At 50.6% G+C, this 19261-nt stretch carries 14 protein-coding genes; 4 read left to right on the forward strand and 10 right to left on the reverse strand.

Annotated elements, in window-relative coordinates; all coding sequences use genetic code 11:
* Positions 1-93: 93 nt before the first annotated feature.
* Both NC979_RS23340 and NC979_RS23345 read left to right on the forward strand, forming a co-directional pair.
* Positions 94-2292, forward strand: a complete 2199-nt coding sequence (locus tag NC979_RS23340; RefSeq protein WP_190519968.1) for a GumC family protein — start codon at positions 94-96, stop codon at positions 2290-2292.
* Positions 2293-2309: 17 nt separating this feature from the next.
* The gene (locus NC979_RS23345; protein WP_190519969.1) at positions 2310-3461 is read left to right on the forward strand and encodes a polysaccharide biosynthesis/export family protein; all 1152 of its coding nucleotides are present in this window, start codon (positions 2310-2312) and stop codon (positions 3459-3461) included.
* A 794-nt stretch (positions 3462-4255) separates the two neighbouring features.
* Here NC979_RS23345 and NC979_RS23350 read toward each other — a convergent pair.
* Positions 4256-5524 carry an O-antigen ligase family protein gene (locus tag NC979_RS23350; RefSeq protein ID WP_190519972.1) on the reverse strand — a complete coding sequence of 423 codons (1269 nt, stop codon included), beginning with the start codon at positions 5522-5524 and terminating at the stop codon, positions 4256-4258.
* A gap of 653 nt (positions 5525-6177) precedes the next feature.
* On the opposite strand from NC979_RS23350, the gene NC979_RS23355 reads away from it, so the two are divergent.
* Positions 6178-7977, forward strand: coding sequence for an ATP-binding cassette domain-containing protein (locus tag NC979_RS23355; RefSeq protein WP_190519974.1), 1800 nt, complete (start codon positions 6178-6180; stop codon positions 7975-7977).
* Between the two features lie 143 nt (positions 7978-8120).
* Here the strand turns inward: NC979_RS23355 and NC979_RS23360 are convergent, their stop codons facing one another.
* The 9 genes from NC979_RS23360 to surE form a co-directional block, all read right to left on the reverse strand.
* Entirely contained in the window at positions 8121-9275 is a 1155-nt protein-coding gene (locus NC979_RS23360) for a hypothetical protein (protein ID WP_190519976.1), read from the reverse strand.
* A 71-nt stretch (positions 9276-9346) separates the two neighbouring features.
* A complete protein-coding gene (locus NC979_RS23365; RefSeq protein WP_190519978.1) occupies positions 9347-10090 on the reverse strand; it encodes a precorrin-2 C(20)-methyltransferase in 744 nt (247 codons plus the stop codon).
* A 47-nt stretch (positions 10091-10137) separates the two neighbouring features.
* Entirely contained in the window at positions 10138-12096 is a 1959-nt protein-coding gene (locus NC979_RS23370; RefSeq protein WP_190519980.1) for a cation:proton antiporter, read from the reverse strand.
* 63 nt (positions 12097-12159) lie between these two features.
* Positions 12160-13350, reverse strand: a complete 1191-nt coding sequence (gene mltA / locus NC979_RS23375) for a murein transglycosylase A (RefSeq protein ID WP_347403942.1) — start codon at positions 13348-13350, stop codon at positions 12160-12162.
* A 50-nt stretch (positions 13351-13400) separates the two neighbouring features.
* Positions 13401-13655: a hypothetical protein gene (locus NC979_RS23380; protein WP_073607332.1), complete on the reverse strand. Its 255-nt coding sequence runs from the start codon at positions 13653-13655 to the stop codon at positions 13401-13403.
* 131 nt (positions 13656-13786) lie between these two features.
* On the reverse strand, positions 13787-14746 hold the full coding sequence (locus NC979_RS23385; protein ID WP_431191113.1) for an AAA family ATPase: 960 nt from the start codon (positions 14744-14746) through the stop codon (positions 13787-13789).
* 43 nt (positions 14747-14789) lie between these two features.
* Positions 14790-15863 (reverse strand): bifunctional riboflavin kinase/FAD synthetase, encoded by a 1074-nt coding sequence (locus NC979_RS23390; protein WP_190519982.1) that lies wholly within the window; start codon positions 15861-15863, stop codon positions 14790-14792.
* Between the two features lie 50 nt (positions 15864-15913).
* The gene (locus NC979_RS23395) at positions 15914-16861 is read right to left on the reverse strand and encodes an MBL fold metallo-hydrolase (protein ID WP_190519984.1); all 948 of its coding nucleotides are present in this window, start codon (positions 16859-16861) and stop codon (positions 15914-15916) included.
* A 216-nt stretch (positions 16862-17077) separates the two neighbouring features.
* Positions 17078-17914, reverse strand: a complete 837-nt coding sequence (gene surE, locus NC979_RS23400) for a 5'/3'-nucleotidase SurE (protein WP_190519986.1) — start codon at positions 17912-17914, stop codon at positions 17078-17080.
* Positions 17915-18032: 118 nt separating this feature from the next.
* On the opposite strand from surE, the gene pheS reads away from it, so the two are divergent.
* Positions 18033-19034: a phenylalanine--tRNA ligase subunit alpha gene (pheS, locus tag NC979_RS23405; protein ID WP_190519988.1), complete on the forward strand. Its 1002-nt coding sequence runs from the start codon at positions 18033-18035 to the stop codon at positions 19032-19034.
* Positions 19035-19261: the final 227 nt, after the last annotated feature.

Consider the following 19261-nt stretch of genomic DNA (forward strand, 5'->3'; position numbering starts at 1 on the left):
GCAATCGAGTTGTCTATGTGGAATGGGACAGTAGCTTACCGCATTGCGTAAGTAACCGAATTGTTTTCAGGCGTATCTCACTTCTATTCGTCTATGACTAACAAGACCTACCAAGATTACGTTGAAGAAATTGACCTACAACGCTATTGGCTGGTGCTGAAACGGCGTTGGTTGCCAGCGACTCTTGTGCTAGGCACCTGTATAGCAGGTTCAGTACTCTTTGCCTTGACGCGGGATCCATCCTATAGCGCAGAAGGCAGCATACTGGTTAGGCCAGACCTTACGCCAACACTGACTGGGGTAGGGACAGATATTAGGGAACTCCCTCTCTCAGTGAACAACCTGCAGAACCAAAGTTCTGTTGTGCTTTCAACTGCAGTTATGGAATCCGTTATTGAGAACCTGGGTCTTACGGATGATGATGGCGTGCCTCTAAAGCCAGCAGATCTAAGCACCAAACTCAAAGTAGAGTCTACAGAACAGGCAGACATCTTACAGATTGCCTATAGTTCCGACGATCCGAATGAGGCTGCTACCGTTGTTAACGCCGTAATGGATGCGTATCTAGAACGAGACATTCTCAGCAACCGCCTGAAGGCAGCTACAGCTAGAGAATTCATTGAGCGGCAACTGCCTATTGCTGAAGCTGATCTAGACCGTTCGGCCGCAGCACTGCAGCAGTTCAAGGATGCTAATGGCATTGTTGTTCTGGAAGACGAAGCTGTCGTAGCCGTTACTGCGATCGCTGAGCTAGACACCCAGATTCGCGATGTGTCTTCTACTCTCGCTAGTGCCAACACTCAGGCAAGCAAGCTACAAGAACAATTAGCAATCCCACTAGAGCAAGCCAAACGCATCGAAACTTTAAGCCAGTCTACGGCTGTTCAGCAAGCACTAGCAGATTTACAGCTAGCCCAAGCAGAGTTGGCAAGTCAGCGTAGTCTCTATCGAGAGACTCACCCCACCGTAATCAACCTAGAGCGCCGAGTAGAATCACTGGAAAGCCTGCTTAGGGAACGAGTTGAAGACATCGTAGGCACAACTGAGCTTGCGGGTCTCGGCAATCTACAGATGAGCCCTCTAGATCAACAGCTCACAACAGACTTAGCCACAGCAGTCGTAAACCGTTCTAGTTTGGCTAGTCAACTGCAAAGTTTGGTTGAATCTCGAAATCGTTATGCCGAGAGAATTCAAGCGTTTCCAGCCCTTGAGAAGCGCCAATTGGAATTGACTCAGCGTCTTCAGTCAGCTCAGCTAAACTATGAAAATCTTTTAGCAGCTTTTCAACAAACTCAGCTAGCTGAAAACCAAACCGTCGGCAGCGCCGAAATTTTGGAAAGGGCTGAACCTGCAGAAGACGCTGGTAGCCTACTTATTCCGTCCCTTGTCGTTGGCACCTTTCTAGGTAGTTTGCTTGGTATTGCTTGCGCCTTCTTCCTAGATTTGGTCGACAAATCAGTCAAAACTGCCAAGGATGGCGAGATGTTGCTGGGCTACACTCTACTCGGTTTAATTCCTAAGTTTCGCACGAAGTCTGAGAGTGAAGGCTCTACAGCCTACCTTGCAGGTAGACTTGACCGAGCTGCCTATATTCCTGCCCTTGATAGAGATCAACCCATGGTCTCGGCAGCTTTTCAGATGCTTCAGGCAAATCTAAAATTCACCAGCTCTGACACCCCTCATCGCGTCATCGCAATTACTAGTTCAGTTTCCGAAGAAGGTAAATCCGAAGTTTCAGCCAATTTAGCTGCTACTTTGGCTCAATCAGGTAAGCAGGTATTGTTGATTGATGCTGACCTTCGCTCTCCATCTCAGCACCATATTTGGGATGTTATTAACCGAGCTGGTTTAAGCCAAGTACTAATTAGAGAAGAAACCCAACAAGACGTTATTCACAAAATCTCTGAGAACCTAACTCTCATGACAGCTGGTGCTCTTCCACCTAACCCTCTAGCCATCCTAGATTCTGAGCGAATGGCAGATTTTCTCCAGCAGATGAAGCGGCAGTACGACTACATCTTAATTGATACACCGCCGCTCCTAGGGGCTGCAGATGCAGCTGTGCTAGGGCGTATGTCTGACGGTGTTCTGTTGGTGCTGAGACCTCGAAAAGTAGACTCTGCAAATGCCCTAGCAGCCAAGTCTTTCCTAGAACGGTCGCAGGCAAACGTCCTAGGCGTAGTTGCCAATGGAGTGGATATCAATAACGAGCACGGCGATTATGTCTCTCGCATTAAAGCTGGCGAGTATGGGAAGACAACGCTATCAGAAATGCAAACAACGGTTCGTTAGACTTATTGCTTAAGATTATGAAACTAGATAAGTTTTCTATTGCGCTAATTTCGCTCTCAGCCACATTAGCTCACAGTTGCTTGTGGAGCCTAGGAGCAGCAAATGCTCAACAATCGGTAGAATTTAGCTCTCCAACCGAGTCAGTAAATGCTCAACAATCAACAGAGTTTAATTCTCCAACTATCGAGCTGCCAACTTCACAGGCTCCTGGAAACTATATTTTAGGAGCAGGTGACCAAATTGCTATTGAGGTCTTCGGATACGAAGAGTTCACTGGTTCACGGGTGGTTTTGCCTGATGGCACGATGCCTTTTCCATTCTTAGGGTCTATTCAAGCAGCAGGAAAAACTGTCGACAATTTATCCGAAGAAATTACCCAAGGGCTCAATGCCTATCTGGTAAACCCAGTCGTCAATGTCAGCTTAACGGCGCTGCGTCCAGTAGTTGTAGATGTAGCGGGTGAGGTTTATCGTCCTGGACCTGTACAGCTGAGTAGCTTAACCTCAGCTGAAACGCAGCTAGACGTAAATGCCCGGATTACAGCAGCCACAACAACACCAACCTTATCTTCGGCCTTAGTGGCTGCAGGCGGGATACGCCGCACAGCAGATATTCGCTCAGTTATAGTCCGACGACAGCTATCAAACGGTCAGGCGCAGGATATTTCTGTGAACCTATGGGATGCAATTTCCAGTGGTGGTCAAGGCAACAACTTGGTGCTCAGAGATGGAGATTCTATCTTCGTACCTAAGGCACAGCCCGGTGCTGAGATTGATCCATCTTTAGTAGCAAGTTCAAGCATTGCTCCAGACAACGTTCGAGTACGCGTTATTGGCGATGGCGTAGTTCAACCAGGGGAAGTACAGATACAGCCCAACAGTTCGGTGGCTGGCGCGATCGCTGCGGCTGGTGGCCCTAATTCTGACGCAGCACTAGGAGAAGTTCGCCTCGTGCGGCTTTCAGAGACAGGGCAGGTTGAAGAACAGAAAGTAGACCTTTCCAGCTTGGTAGATAACTATCAAGTTCAGGATGGAGATGTAATTTTAGTACCTAAGAAAGGTTACCTGGTCGGTATTGATACTATAAATCGAGCCTTAACTCCAATCTTGGCTCCTTTAGGTGGGATCTTCAACATTCTGGATGTCTTTAACATATTTAATGATGACTAAGCAACTGTGTTGAAGCAAGGTTACCGTAAGAGAGCTAGCTCTATGTAGTTGGCCTGCCTAAAGTTCAGGTATTTTATCAGATCAATACTGCTTAGCTAAGCAAAGCACTCTACTATACTTAAACTCCTTGGTTGACCAAGGAGTTTTTTTAGCGTCTGATATTCGTAGTATAGCCATCGCCAAATCAATCAAAGTACGCTGTATCGCCCTTGATTGCGATAGTCTGTGTAGTGTGGCCCCTTTTTATCAGTGGCAATGACTTGTGTGCTAAACACAGCAGTCAGTGTTATAACACTTCGTCAGTCTCGCTACTTGTATGGAAACTCTAGAGCAATCCTCTGTTCAGCCATATAAAGAAGAGAATGCAAAATCAAGCATTCATCATCTATAGCATTAACATCTAAAAGATCCAAGTTTTGCATTCTACCGGTGAGTTAATACAGACTAGCCTTCACTGTCAAAAAGCTCAATTACTGATTAAAATATAGCCTTCCCTAACATCTTGTAATCAGGAACGTTAGTTCTAGACTTTTGCCCTAAGCTTGCTTGACTAATAAGCCACTAAACTGATAACTAGACTATCAAGATGATGAGCTGATTTACTTTCGAATGTTAGTTCGTTTTTGGCTATATGCATGGGAAGCTTATCGACCAACACTCCATTGCAAAATTAATAGGTGCAATTTCAACCTCTCAAAAGTAGCTTGCCACTAAACAGATATTCTGCAGTAAATTGAATAGTATTCCAATACCTACTCTAAAAGGTCTACTGCTTTAAGTTCTATAAAAATGCTCTAATCCTTTGAGGCGAAAACTTTTGGGGTTAAAGAGAAAGCTAGGATAATAAAAATGATCCAATACAAGGTGGTTAGACGAGCCAGATAACTTTCGAAGGTGTTGAACAAAACAAGCATTGATAAAAATAAAAGAGGCCACAGATAAGCTGCTTCTTTCCGGTCATAGGCAAGCCTTGCTGCCCTGACATAAGTCATAAACCATGTGACGCAGAAGAACGAAAAGCCGATAAAACCAACATCCAGAATAAGATCTAAAAAGCCATTATGCGCATGAGGTGGAACATGATATGCGAAAGACTCAAAGCCAGTCGTCAAACCTACCGAATCCCAAAATACACCTCTTCCATATCCAAGGTATGGGCTGCCTGGAATTTTCGCATTGATAACAAGATGCCAGATAAGTGTTCGCGTAGATAATGTAGGATCTCTATCAAAGTAATCAAGAATATCTACCCAATTGGAGAATAGAACATAAAAGAAGCTAACTGAAACTAGCACAAACAAAGCACCTAGTAGAACTGAGCGTTTGCCTAGCCAAGCAAAGCGACGATAGAAAACTGTTAGCGTTAGTCCTACAAAAGAAAGAGTTAATGCTGTAACGGAACTACTAACAAGTAACGCCGCAAAACATCCCCCAAGAAGTATTAGCGCCCATCTCTGCTTCTCTTTGGCATAATTAGCTAACATAAAAAGAGCTATTAAAGTCATTGCTGAGTGCGCACCAAACTGATTTTTCTGAGCAAATACCCCTTTCCAACTACCAACAAAAGGGCCCTCAATATGACGCCCTACCCCCGGCATAGCAACCGCTAGAGCTACGCTTTCTAGAAAAACTATAACCAAAACCCATAGAATTATCTTAAATTGCTGCTCTAGCGTAAACCTAGAGGCAATATAAAGACTCAACAAAAACATTGGGATAAATTCTTTCCAGATGGAATCTATCGTGACTGAAGGATTGTAGGACCACAAAAAGGAAATGGAAGTAATGAAAATTATCCCCAATGCCCATTTGTTACTAAGAGCCGTCTTCAGTGTTTCAATAGGACGCAGTGACAATAACAACACAACAGCTGCGTAGGCAGCATACCGAATCAAGGTAATAATTGGTGTTGGAATAACCGGAGCTGCGGCGAGATCTGCTCCAAAGCCAAAAGCTCCTGCAAAAAATAGAAGATAGAAGACTGCAAAGCATGTCTCCGCAAAATCAATTTGCTTTCCAGATACTACGGTGTTACCGTTAAGGGTAAGTTTTTGAGCTTGCATGGCGTCAAGGGCTTTAACAAACAATATGGGAACAAATTCTGGCGTTTTGCGTAGCTATTTCACCACAACGTTTTTTTGAAATCTATTTAGAAATAATTATATTAGATGTGGATGAGCATTAGCCTTTTATTGGATATATCCTATGCGGCAAGGTGTAGATGTAAATATCTGATGAAATTTCATGGTCAAAAGGCTTGACGAGCTCCTGGATTACACAACCTCATGGCACGGTTCTTTCTTTGCCAATTGCTTTCACCCATAAAGTCATTTTATAAGCGTGATGAGAAGCTGGCATTAACGAGTCTTCCCCTATTGGCAGAAAATCAGAGAAAGAGAAACTTTCTGAGGATAGATTTAGATAAGCAGGAAGATGCTGTGAAGCTTCTTTAAAGTGTTTTCCTAGGAGCATGAATAATTCGCTCTACTAAATCTATCGTTACTAAGATTTGGGTACTATAGTAATGGGACACTTAGCAGTTTTTTCCACCCATAGCTTAGGTTACAATCAATTGCATAATTGTTCGGTCAAACATCATAGGGATCTAGACGATAGATCATTTGTTCTGCTGCATGCTTAGTATAGAAGGTTTGTCAAGTACTTTTGCTCGGCTAATTCAGTTAGAGCATTTAGCAGTTATTTTGAGGGAGAAGTAGTGAGTTATTTTCAAAAATTTCTTTATGTTTTTTCTGGACATCAACGCCAATTAATTTGGTTAGTTGGCATTTTTCTGCTTACATCTCTTTTAGAAGCCTTTGGAATAGGCTTAATTGGTCCATTTCTAAACTTGGCAGGTGATGCAGAAAAGGTTGTTCAGCAAAGCGATACATTTAATTGGATCTATCAAACCTTCGGATTCAACAGCCTAGAGAAGTTTGTTCTTTGGTTTGGTATCTTTATTATTGTTATCTTTCTGCTAAAAGGAGCTATTTACTTCTTGAGCAAGCGTTATTCATATAAAGTTCTCTTCGATCAGAGAGCCGCTGTTCAAGAACGTCTCTTTAATACCTATCTGCTTGCTCCTTACGATTTTCACTTAACAAGAAATACTGCGGATTATATTAATAAAATAACTAATGAAACGCATCGATTCTGCTTTATGGTCTCTTTGCCTATGGTAGAATCGGTCTCTCATGCCATTGTAATTGCCACACTTTTAGTGTTAATGGCAAAGACTAACAGTTTATTATTAACTGTTTCACTAGCTGCGCTTTTCCCCGCTTTTGTGGTCTTCTCTTTTTTGGTAAAGCGATTAAAGCAGTGGGGTAAATTGTCAACTATTGCTCGAGAAGAAACCATCAAGGCTGTCAATCATGGATTAGGAGGCATCAAAGAAACTCGGGTCTTTGGTTGCGAAAATTACTTTCGTAAGGAATTAGAGGAGCATGTACACGAGGAAGCTCGAGTAGAAATTCTCTTTCAGAGTGCTCAATTTGTGCCGCGGACAATGATTGAGACTCTCTTAATAACAGCTATTGTTGGCTTTGTCTGTGTTTCTCAGTTACTTATAGGCCAGGACTTTCAAGCAGCAATTGCTAGCATGGGTGTATTTGCTGTTGCTTCTTTGAGGTTAATTCCGGCTGCTAGTAACTTGGCAGAGTGCGTTGGCAAGCTGCGGAACTCAGCCCATAGTCTGGACATGATGTACTTAGATCTGAAAGAGATTGAAAACAACGAGTCCAGCAAATATGAAAACCCCTCATTGCTAGCAAGCTCTTCCTATACTCCCGACCAAAAACATGCTTCTAATTTTTCTGAAAGCCTGAAGATTTCCGACATCTTTTATCAATATCCCAGTTCTCCAAAGCCTTCTCTAGTGGGCGTTTCAATGGAGATCAAGCGAGGAGAGTCTATTGGACTGATAGGTCAATCTGGGGCAGGGAAAACAACTCTAGTAGATGTGATGTTGAGTTTGCTGATTCCTCAGAGTGGCGATATTTTTCTCGATGGGAAATCAATTTATGGTGATTTGCCGAACTGGAGAAAGCTGGTTGGCTATATACCTCAGTCCATCTTTTTGACCGACGACACTATTGAGAAAAATATTGCTTTTGGAGTTCCGAAAGCTGAGATTGACAATGAACGTTTGTGGTATGCAATCAAAGCAGCGCAGCTTGAGGAACTGGTTCAAGACTTGCCCAACGGCATTGATACTGCAGTAGGTGAGCGTGGAGTACGTCTCTCGGGCGGACAACGCCAGCGCATTGGCATTGCCCGCGCACTTTATCACCAAAGAGAGATCCTCGTCTTGGACGAAGCAACCTCTGCTTTAGATAATGAAACGGAACGATTGATTAGCGAATCAATCAGGGCTTTAGCTGGTTCTAAAACTCTAATTATCATTGCCCACCGGTTGTCAACGATTGAGCACTGCGATCGCATTTACGTTCTCGACAAAGGCACAGTAGCTCGGTCTGGAACCTATGCTGATGTCGTTCTCGCACCTCAAAAATAGATCGTACTTATTGAAAGGCCACCAGTGAGCTTGAACAAATGCTTACTGGTGGCCTTTAGTGACTAAGCGCTGAGGTCAAAGCTCAATGGCTCAGTTAACCAACTACCGTTCTGTAAAATCAGTCAAAGTTCTCTGAGAGGCTTTCACTCAGCTGTTGAGTTGCTAGGTTCTTCTGATGCAGCTGTACGCGATTGCAGAAGAGCCTCACGACTGATGCAGTTTTGGTCGTCGTATTCTATCTCTACAGTGACTTGATACAAGGTATTTACTGCCAAGGCGCTACCGTCGGCATTCTGTTTCTGGAGGTCTTGAAGAGCCTGTTCAGCGGCTTGGTTTAAGAATGGGTAACCGGTGCTTTTGAGCACTGTGGTCCATAACTCGAGGCTGTCGCTAGTTTCACCGGGTAAACCAACTACGCCCAGTAACGCATCGGCAGGTTCAGGAGATAGGCAGAGTCGACCACTGTAGGGAACTTTGAGAACAATAGGATCAGATGCCTCGGTAACCGTATCTCCTAATTTTTCTTGCACGGATTGCAGCCAGGCCGCCTTGGCAATTTCAACCTCACTGGCGCTGGTTTGAGCATCGTCAAACTCTACCCTAGCTAGCAGTTCACTAGCTTGCTCGGTCTCTGGTTCTGCTGATGGAGCAGCAGGGTTTGTAGGTTCTAACGGAGCACTCGCGGCATCAGGTCCCTGTCCATTAGCTTGGTTTGGCTCTAAATCAGCAGCACTATTTTCGCTGATATCTTCTGGAGAAGTAGCGGTTGGTGTCGAAGCACCTTGGGATGCAGCATCTTCAGCAGGAGGCCTAACAGGGCGTCGGATCACGCTCCTATTGAGTGAAGACGGGAAAGGAGTACGGCGGGGAGACAGCGTTATAGAGGAACGACCAGAGGAGGTATAGGGTGAGATGCCCGAAGGAAAAGGATTAGAGGGCAACCTAGGAGCAGGGATCGCCAAGGACGCACCAAAGTCTGAACCGGGCTCAAGGGGTAGGCTGCTGCCTGAGGGGGGAAACAAACTCAACAAATCGTCTCCACTATCTAAAGAATAGGCAGGGGTCGAAAAGTCGGGTAGACGATTTTGCTCCTCGGGGGTGAGCTCAATCAACGGAACCCGACGCTCTTCTGAATTTGAATCGCCTTCTCCCATAGCGGTAGCGCTTAAGCTGGAAAAGGAGGGACCAGCAGCAAACAACACTACGTGAAACCCCAAGGACAACAGCGCCGCTATCCACTGGGGTTGACGGGCGGTTTTGAGCAGTTGGTTTAACCTGGGCGAGTTAGGTGAATTCATGCCGTACTGTGCTGTTTGCGATCGCTATGAGGTATTGACTTAACCCTGTAAACCTGGGTTCCTAGTCATCTCTAGGGTAGCGGATTTGCCCCCGACCTTATGACCATCAGCGAAAAGTACGGCAGCTCTAGACTGGGATGGGTCGTCAGGGGGCGATAGACGATCTGGGTGGGTTGAGTGGCGTTCACTATGACCCAGCTGTGCTCCAAGAGACGTCGCTGGTGTAGCAATTGCCAAATCTGGTTGTACACTGACCCCACTTTGAGCAGCACTACGACATCAGCCCAGGCCAAAATAGCGTCCAGCTCATTCACGGTATAAAGAGCAGGCAGTACCACCAGCTTGTCTGACTGCACCGTGAGCGGCAACCCGAGGGCGCTGACCGCTGCCATCGGTGAGCAAATGCCAGGGATGCGAGTGATTTGTGCTGCTGGGTACCGGCGCTCAAGGCTCAAGGCCAGGTAGTTGAAAGTGCCGTAAAAGCTGAGATCACCTTCACAGGCAAACACCACGTTTTGGCCTTGGCTGAGACACTGCCAAACGCGATCGCCTGCCTGCTGCCAAGCGCTGGTGAGCTGGTCTGGGTCGAAAATATAGGGAAAATCGAGCGGCAGTAGCTGTTGCTGATCCAGGTGCGGCGCAATGATTGTTTGGGCCAAACCGGGTCGACCGCTGCGCCCCTGGGGGAAGGCTACAACATTAGCTGACTGAAGACACTTGAGCGCCTTGAGCGTAATTAAGTCGGGGTCTCCAGGGCCAACGCCTATGCCAGTGAGCGTACCCAGTGCTGAAACGTGAGGTGGGTTGGAAGCCATAAAGTCGATGGTGAAGACTGGAGCGCCATAGCGTCAGGAAATTCAGCTTATCTAGAATCTGACGCAACTGGCCCTTCAGAAATCAATGTTGCTGCTATGGCGGTTTCTGCTGGAGAATCCTTTGGCGCTGAGGGCACGGCCTCCACCACAGGCAATATTTCTAGGGTGAGCCGACTGGGCTGAATACCACCCGCAAGCTGTTTGAGCAGTTTGGGCTTGGAGTCATGCCAGAGGTAAATCAGGCGATCGCCAACCTCCCAACGGTCTTGCCCTAGGGCAACTCGAAGCGCATCGTCGCGCTCCACCAGCAGGGGCACCATGGCACCGTTGTACACCAGCGTAGCCAGGTGCGCCTGCTGCAGCTCGCTATTCTCCTGCCGCAGCCAGGTCTCACCCAGGCGCACCTCCCCGTCGTTGAGGTAGGTATTCCACTGCTTTAGGGAGAGGCGCGGCGTCTGTGCCCCCTTCAGCTGTCCCTTATTGGGCAGCTCGCCCCCGCTCTTCTCCTGGGGCACCACCGCTACCACCCGTGCAGGCTGAAACTCCTCCAGCGCCCGCTGCGCTACCACAGCATTGACTTCGCCATTTTTGGTCATAGCTAAGAAGGTGCCGGCTTTATCTAGACCCGCCCGCTCCAAGACGTCGCGATCGAGGGCGCTGCTAATCAAAAGCTCGATGCCTTCCTTCTCGGCGGCATCGCAGGCGGCATCATTGGTGTCAATCATGACTACCGGGTCGCCGTATTCCCTAATTAAACGAGCTATCAGCAAACTGAGGGGGTTGCACCCAACAATTACGGCCCCCACCGCAGCAGCCTTGGTAATGCCCAGCCAACTAGCCACAAATCGCGCCGTGAGCCCCTGCATCATCACCGTCATAATAATGGTGAGAAACACCAGGGCCTTGATCGCCTCTCCTCCGCTAATCCCCCGCTCAGTCAGCAAAATAGCAAATAGAGAGGCCACCGAGGCCGACACAATGCCGCGAGGGGCAACCCAGCCCAAAAATAGCTTTTGGCGCCAGTTTAAATCGCTGGACTGGGTACACAGCCAAATGTTCGCCGGGCGCACCAGCACCATCAGCACCAGCACCGTTAAGACCGCTCCTCGGCCTAGGGCAAACACACTGGCAATTGACAGGTCTGCTGCCAGCAAAATAAACAGTACCGACACCGCCAGCACTGTCAGCTGCCCCTTAAACCGACGCAGCAACCGCTCGTCGGGCACCGACAGCCAGCGCACCATCATGCCCGCTACTACGGCAGCCATCAGCCCCGCCTCGCTACGAATGCTCTGGGCTAGCCCGAACAGCCCCCACAGTCCTGCCAGCACAACGAGGTTGCGCAGATCTTCCCCTAAAAAACTGGCCTGCTTCAACAAAAGACCAATCAGGCCACCGCCGACGACACCAATCAGCGTGCCAATGCTCAACCGCAAAATCAAGCCGCTGACGACCGTAGTGGGGTCGGCATCTCCATTGAGAATAATATCGAGCACCACCACCGCCAGGATGGCCCCAATGGGATCAATCAGCACGCCTTCACCCTCTAACAGGGTTGCCACCTTGCGATCGACCGCCACCTGGCGCAGCAGAGGCCCAATTACGGTAGGGCCAGTCACCACGATCAGCGAAGCGTAAAGAAATGCCAGCGACCAGGGAAACTCCCCCAGCCAGTGGGCTGCCATACCGCCGCCAATCAGCGTGACAAAGATGCCAATAGTAACCAGGTTGCGCAGACTGTTCGACACCTGACCTAGTTCACTCAACTCTAGGCTTAATCCTCCCTCAAAGAGAATGAGCGCCACACTGAGGGCCACAATTACCTCTAGCCCAATGCCTAAGTCTTGGGGATGGAGTAACCCAAGGCCATCCGGACCCAAGCCAATACCAAAGAGCAGCAAAAAAATAATGCTGGGAACCCTGGCTATCTCCCCGATGACCTGCGCAGTAACTCCGGCCAGCACCGTGAGTACAATCTGTAGGGTGAGGGCAAAGGAAGTATCCATAGGCCTATAGGGTAACACCCGGACTGTGGCAACTTGAGGGAACAGCGCTAGAGGCACCGCCCTTTAGGGACGTAGCAGCAGGTAATACAGGCGCCCTGATGTGTTGATACGTCCAGCTAGCTCCCCAGCTTGGCTGCCCGATCCTACATACAAATCGACTCGTCCAGGACCTTGAATGGCGCCGCCTGTATCTTGGTCGAGTACTAAGCGGGTAGTGGGTTGGCTAACCCAGTCGCCCTGAGGTGTTTGTTGAGGTAACGACAGCTGAATAGCCGCGATCGCCCCTGGTGGCATCAGTGATTTATCGGTGGCGATCGAATAGCCAGCGGTCACCGGCACACTTAAGCTACCCGAAGGTGGCCCATCGCTGCCTTCACGAAAGAATATGAACCGTTCATTTTGAGGTAAATAGTGGTTCAGGTCTTCGGGATGAGCTTCGAAGTAGGCCAGCAGATTGGGCAGTGACAGATCATTTGGGTCGATTTTGCCGTCGTCGACCAGGGCACGGCCAATGCTGGTGTAGGGATATTCAGTACGACCCGCATAGCCCACCGACATCACCTGACCATCGGTGAGTTGCAGCTTGGCCGAACCCTGCACCTGTACTAGAAACGCCTCTAAGCGATTGGCCAACCACACCAGTTCTAAACCAGCGAGGGCACCTTGCCCACCTGCTAAGCCATCCATGCCCTCCAGCTCTAGGCGGGTTGGGTGAGGCTGAGGCCAAGTATCTAGGGTAGGAGGGCGACGGTAGAGGGGATAACGGTATTCAGCAGTAGGAACCGCGCTAGCTCGATACTGCGGCTCAAAGTAGCCCGTGTAGGCAACGGTGCCCCTGCCATCGACTCCAACCGATTCATAGACAACAAATTCCTGCCTTAGAGCGGTCTGAAAAGCCTGATTACTGGGACTGGTAGCGACTAACTGCCGCAGACGTTGCAGACTGCGCCACACGCGATCGCGCGTAATGCCCGGTACCGGATAAGCCTGATAATCTGCTGCCGCCTTCGGTGTAGCTAAGTAGGTAAGGCTATGGTTAACTGCCTGTATCAACGCTTGGCGGTCAGCAGGCAGAACAAGGTCTGCCCATAGACGGCTCTCCCCATCCCTCACCAATGGCGTCAGGGGCAGAGCTGCTGAGGGCTGAGCATCAGCGGGAAGATCTGAAACGAAGAGATCCTGAGCTTCACCCCTTTCAGCTGCCAGCGCGAACAGTCCGCTGCTTTGCCCAACCAGACAGGCTACTGTTGCCACACCTGCTGTTAGCAACCGAGTATTTATACTTACCCTAACCCAACCAACCATTAATACCGCTCAACGCTAGAGCTAAACACTGGCTCCACCCGAATCGCACTGACGCGGGACGGACGAATGACCATGTATTCGCCAGGATTGACCTTGGGTAGAGGCACTGTGATGAACTCATCGGAGGTGGCCTTGGGCATCAATTCGCCGCTGTACCACTTTTGAAAATCTTGAATGGAAGAGAAGCGTACCTCTTCATGGTGGCCGCCATCCAACAGCATGTGAATGATGTACTCACTGGGCGTTCTTGGCATAGGAAATTGCGATCCTTCAGTTCACCGCCCCTATTATGGGCTGTTTGGCCATAAAAACTACCATTCTCTCCAGGGGAATTTGTCCACCCTGCTAATGCAAAAGCTGCATGTTGCCTTGGATAAGCGCAATTTTAAGGAATTGGAGTAGTTTCGAGTAGGTCAGCCACCAGCCGCTGAGGCCGATGGTGGCCGGCCGGGATCAGACGATGGGCTAACACATGGGGGGCCAGTTGCTTAGCATCGTCAGGGATAGCATAGCTGCGCCCTTCTAGGTAAGCCAGAGCCTGAATCGCTTTGTAAAACGCCACCGAGCCCCGTGGGCTGACACCGAGGGTGATATCGCTGTGGGTGCGGGTGGCCCGTACGAGGTCGAGGATGTAGTGCTGCAACGACTCCTCAACCGTGACCCGGGCACATTCTGCCCGCAGAGCCATAACCTCATCTAGGGTGATGCAAGGTTGGATGTCGTGGGGAGAGACCCCACCCCCAAGGCGCTGGAGCATGCTCAGTTCTTCACCCTCGGTAGGGTAGCCGAGGCTAAAGGAAAGCGCAAACCGGTCCATCTGGGCTTCGGGAAGCGGGAATGTACCCTGGTATTCCACCGGATTTTGGGTTGCAATCACAAAAAACGGGGCGGGCACTGGACGGGACAAGCCGTCTAGGGTCACCTGGTGCTCTTCCATCACCTCTAGTAGCGCCGACTGGGTGCGCGGGGTGGCTCGGTTGATTTCGTCAGCTAGCAGAATGTTGGCAAACACTGGCCCCGGCAGGAACTGAAACTCGCCGCTGTTGGGATTCCAGATGTTGGTGCCGGTCACGTCAGTGGGCAAAAGGTCGGGAGTGCACTGAATGCGCTGAAATCGACCATCAATACAACGAGCCAGCGATTTAGCCAGCAGAGTCTTGCCAACCCCCGGCACATCCTCCAGCAGAGCATGCCCCCCTGAGAACAGCGCCACTAGCACTAGCCGAATGGAGTTTGATTTGCCAACGATGGTTTTGTCTAAATTTTGGACTAGCGTTTCAATCCGCTCGCGCATGCTGGTGACCCCTGCTATACCAAATCCGGCTGGCAACTGCGGTTTATCCATAGAAAAACCCTTGCCCCTAGACATGGCTTAATTGTGTTTAGGCCTATGATGCCCCGATCGCCCCCGAACTGCCTAGCGGCTGTCGCGCCAGTTCGCCTAGCGCCTGTTGGCAGTCATGCTGGATTTGGGTCTTGAGATCATCAAGGCTGCCAAATTTTTGCTCGGGCCGCAGAAAACTATGTAGATATACCTCCAAGGTTTTGTCGTAGAGGTTGCCCTCCCAATTGAGCAGGTGTATTTCAACGGTGAGTGCAGCGCCTTTTACCGTAGGGCGGGTGCCCAGGTTCATCACCGCCGGTACGAGGGGATAAGGGGTCTGAGTTGCTCCATGCACCCACACGCTGTAGACCCCCGTTTGAGGCAAAAACTTCTCGGCGGGCAGGTGCAGATTTGCGGTAGGAAACCCAATAGTCCGCCCCAGCTGCTGCCCCTTTACCACCCGACCAACCAAACTGTAGGGCCGCCCCAGCAGCGCCTTGACCGTATCAAGATCGGTTTTTTCTAAAGCCTGGCGAATGCGAGAGCTGCTAATGCGATCGGCACCCAAATCGACAACGGGAGCAATGTGCACCTGAACCCCATAGCGGGCAGCTAAAGCCTTCAGGTCGTCTACAGTGCCCTGACGTTTCTTACCGAAGCAAAAGTCTTTGCCCACGCTGATGTGCTGCACCCGCAAATGCTTAACTAGCAGCGTTCCCACAAAGTCTTCGGGCGACAGGTTAGCTAAGGATTGATCAAAGGGCAAGAGCACCAGTTGACCAATGCCCAATCGGCTGATCTGAGCAGCTTTTTCAGGTAAAGGCGTCAGCAACGAACGAGCCTGCCCCGAAAAGAACTCCTGCGGATGCGGGAAAAACGTCATCACGGTAGGAATAGGGGTAGCTGCCGGCTGAGAGGTTGGGGTTGGAAAGCTACTCTGAGCCCTCTGGCGCTGACTCAACCCTCGCAGCGGCACTTGAGTCAGCTGCGGGTTGACATGAGGCTCGCCCTGTCCCTGGGCCCCTAAGGGCACCACTGAGCGAATGACGGCCTGATGCCCCAAATGGACACCATCAAAGTTCCCCAGGGCGATCGCCGTTGGAGTAATAGCTGTTGTAAGCGAAGACGTGATCCACACGCTTTACATTTTTACACAGTCTGTTGGGCTCAACCGAGTTGAGAAGCAATTCAGCTCGGATCAGGTTCGAGGTGCATCGCTTCCAGGGCTGAGGGGTAATTCCCTAGGGCCTTCGTGCCAATGGCTTTCGACGGCAGAGTAGCGCGGGCGGCAGTCAGATCAAGCACCATGCCTTCTTTGGCCACCACAGCGCCAGGGAAGGCGGCCTTGGTTTTAGCGGCTATTTGATCCATAAAGTCGTCGTCGTGGGCGGGGTCGTGGTGGAAGATGACTAAGGTCTTGACCCCAGCCGCCTTGGCGACCTTCACGGCCTCCTGCCAAGTGGAGTGACCCCAACTTACTTTGCTCGATTTGGGATCGTTGTACTCGTCGTCGGTATAGGTAGCGTCGTAGATCATGACGTCGGCATTGCGAGCCAGCCACACAGCGTTGTCATCCAGACGATCTGGATAGTGCTCGGTATCGGTGATGTAGGCTGCCACCTGATTCTGCCAGGTCACTCGGTAGCCCACCGCTTCGCCGGGGTGATTGAGCAGGGCGTTTTCGATGGTGATGTCGCCCATATGCAGGGTTTCACCCACTTCGATGTCGCAAAATTTGAGATCGGCCCCCATCACCTGGAGCGGCACCGGAAAGTTGGGGTGCAGCATCTGGTCGTTGAGGCGCTGCTCAATAGTGGAGCCGTTGGGAGCGATCGCACCGTAGATATTAAACCGGTTGCCCCGCACAAAGGCCGGGACAAAGAAGGGAAAGCCTTGGATATGGTCCCAGTGGGAGTGGGTAAAGAACATGTTGGCCTCAACGGGCATTTCAGCCAGCAATGACAGGCCCAGCTCTCTCAGACCGGTACCCCCGTCAAAGATTAGGCGATGTCCCCCGACCAACATCTCGACACAGGAGGTGTTACCGCCGTAGCGCACCGTAGACGGCCCTGGGCAAGCAATGCTCCCACGTACGCCCCAAAACCGGACTAAAAACTGCTCAGTAAGCTCAGCCATGAATCTCTCGGGATGGGAAAGCATGGAACATTAGGCTAGAAATACAAGTACGCCTTGGGGTAGAGCACAACCATGATATTTCTTCAATAGTAATGAACTCTAATCAAAATGATCAGTGTGGAGCACCCACCCTACCTAGAAGGCGTCAGAGCTTGACTCGATGCCTTGGCCTTAGTCTGCCCCGAAGCGCCGTGAGATTTCGTTGTGAACTATATTTTACTCTACTTGCTCTGGCAGCAGAGGCCGCTCACCCTGGGCTAAATCTAACAGATCGCCTACGGCAGTCAGGTTATATTGCAGCGGCGTAACCGAGATATAGCGATCGCGAATCGCTTGCACATCGGTCGGAATACCCGTCATGGCCTGAGTCAATTCGGGAGGCCAGCCTTGGTTAGGTAAGGGATCCTCGATGTCTTCGACGGCTTCCCCCGCTAGCCAGTAGTAGGTTTTGCCCCGAGGATCGAGGCGTTTTTCAAACTGGTCGAAATAGCGGCGAATGCCCTGGCGAGTAATCTTGGCCCCTTTGATCTCCGCTGCCGTCACCGCCGGCACGTTGACGTTGAGCAGCATGGGGCGCTCTAGGGGGAAACGATCGCGATCGCTCAGCAGATCGCGAATAAAGTCGGCAGCGGGGACGAAGCTGCCCTGGGTAAAGCTGGTCAGACTGACTGCGATCGCCGGAATGCCTTCCATTACTCCTTCCATCGCCGCCGACACTGTGCCGGAATAGACCACGTCGGTGCCCAGGTTAGCGCCGTGGTTAATGCCCGAGACCACGACCTCTGGAGGCGTTGCCATCAGTGCCCCCAAGGCCAGCTTGACGCAGTCAGCGGGGGTGCCAGAGCAACTCCAAGCTTCAATGTCATCCTTGAATACCGACTCGATCATCTCGGCGCGAATTGGCTTGTGCATCGTGAGCCCATGGCCGGTAGCGGAACGCTCGCGATCGGGGCACACCACGGTAACCCGGTGACCCGCCGCCGCTAGGGTAGAGGCTAAGGTGCGCATCCCTAGGGCAAAAATACCGTCGTCGTTGCTGATGAGAATGTTCATGACTGTTCCCCCGCCACACTAAAATAATCAAAGCCCAAAGCTAGCCTAGAGCGCCAAGGTATTGCCCAGAGCTGGTCGGGCTAGCCTCCCTATATTGTTGTTGCACCATACACGCAGAATGACCGCCGCACCCACCTCGCTCGAAACCGACCTAATGGCCATGAAGGAGGCGGCTAGGAGCGCGATCGCCGCCGCCGCCACCCTAGATGAACTAGAGCAGCTGCGCATTGGCTACCTGGGCAAAAAGGGCCAACTCTCTAAAGTGCTGGGGGGCATGGGCAAACTCTCCGCCGAAGAGCGTCCCCGCATTGGTGCGTTGGCCAACGAAGTCAAAGAACTCATTCAAACCCAGCTCGATCAGGGCAAAAGTGCCTTAGAAGCCGCTCGCATTGAGGCTCAGCTGGCCACCGAAACCTTAGATGTCACTATGCCTGGCATCTTTCAGCCCCAGGGCCGCATTCACCCCATCAACAGCATCATCGATCGCATCGTCGATATTTTTGTGGGTTTGGGCTATACCGTCGCCGATGGCCCCGAAATTGAGACTGACTACTATAACTTTGAAGCCCTTAACTTTCTGCCTGACCACCCGGCCCGCGATATGCAGGACACGCTGTACCTGCCCAACGGCCATCTGATGCGCACCCACACATCCAACACCCAAATTCGCTACATGCAGGCCAATGAGCCGCCCCTGCGGGCCGTTGCCATTGGGCGCTGCTATCGCCGCGACACGGTAGATGCCACCCACGCCGCCGTGTTTCACCAGATCGAGTTCTTTGCAGTGGATACAGACATTACCTTCACTGACCTGCGAGGCACCATCAAGGTGTTTCTAGAGGCGCTCTACGGCGAGATTCCCGTACGGTTTCGGCCCAGCTTTTTCCCGTTCACTGAGCCCTCTGCCGAGGTAGATGTAGAGTGGCAGGGCAAGTGGCTAGAGGTGCTAGGCTGCGGCATGATTGATCCCAACGTGCTGAAATCCGTCGGTTATGACCCTGAGGTTTACAGCGGCTTCGCGGCAGGGCTAGGGGTAGAGCGCCTAGCCATGGTTCAGCACCAAATCGACGACATTCGCCGCCTCTACACCAGCGACCTGCGGTTTTTGCGACAGTTCTAAATACCTGCTAACCCTGGCCTGTTTAGGGGCAAGCTAGGGTTAGCCGAACCAAGCTCTTAAGGGCTGATATGCCCCAGCTCAAAGATCCGATTGCTTAGCGGTTCACCTATTCCAACGCGGCAAGTCGCCGAGCTAAATCTTAGCGTTGCTGTTGCAGCTTCATTGGACCTTTCTAGCTATCGTTTCGCAGAAAGTTCTCTCTAAACAGAACTCTGCCAGGCCTCTGT

The organism is Leptolyngbya subtilissima AS-A7, assembly GCF_039962255.1.
In the GTDB taxonomy this organism is placed as follows: Bacteria; Cyanobacteriota; Cyanobacteriia; order Phormidesmidales; family Phormidesmidaceae; genus Nodosilinea.

What these genes read in the sequence shown, in the direction of transcription:
- pheS (WP_190519988.1), top strand. Translation starts at nt 18,033, where the DNA reads ATGACCGCCGCACCCACCTCGCTCGAAACCGACCTAATGGCCATGAAG.
- NC979_RS23380 (WP_073607332.1), bottom strand. Translation starts at nt 13,655, where the DNA reads ATGCCAAGAACGCCCAGTGAGTACATCATTCACATGCTGTTGGATGGC.
- NC979_RS23395 (WP_190519984.1), bottom strand. Translation starts at nt 16,861, where the DNA reads ATGGCTGAGCTTACTGAGCAGTTTTTAGTCCGGTTTTGGGGCGTACGT.
- NC979_RS23340 (WP_190519968.1), top strand. Translation starts at nt 94, where the DNA reads ATGACTAACAAGACCTACCAAGATTACGTTGAAGAAATTGACCTACAA.
- NC979_RS23370 (WP_190519980.1), bottom strand. Translation starts at nt 12,096, where the DNA reads ATGGATACTTCCTTTGCCCTCACCCTACAGATTGTACTCACGGTGCTG.
- NC979_RS23350 (WP_190519972.1), bottom strand. Translation starts at nt 5,524, where the DNA reads ATGCAAGCTCAAAAACTTACCCTTAACGGTAACACCGTAGTATCTGGA.
- NC979_RS23360 (WP_190519976.1), bottom strand. Translation starts at nt 9,275, where the DNA reads ATGAATTCACCTAACTCGCCCAGGTTAAACCAACTGCTCAAAACCGCC.
- NC979_RS23385 (WP_431191113.1), bottom strand. Translation starts at nt 14,746, where the DNA reads ATGGATAAACCGCAGTTGCCAGCCGGATTTGGTATAGCAGGGGTCACC.
- surE (WP_190519986.1), bottom strand. Translation starts at nt 17,914, where the DNA reads ATGAACATTCTCATCAGCAACGACGACGGTATTTTTGCCCTAGGGATG.
- NC979_RS23345 (WP_190519969.1), top strand. Translation starts at nt 2,310, where the DNA reads ATGAAACTAGATAAGTTTTCTATTGCGCTAATTTCGCTCTCAGCCACA.
- NC979_RS23365 (WP_190519978.1), bottom strand. Translation starts at nt 10,090, where the DNA reads ATGGCTTCCAACCCACCTCACGTTTCAGCACTGGGTACGCTCACTGGC.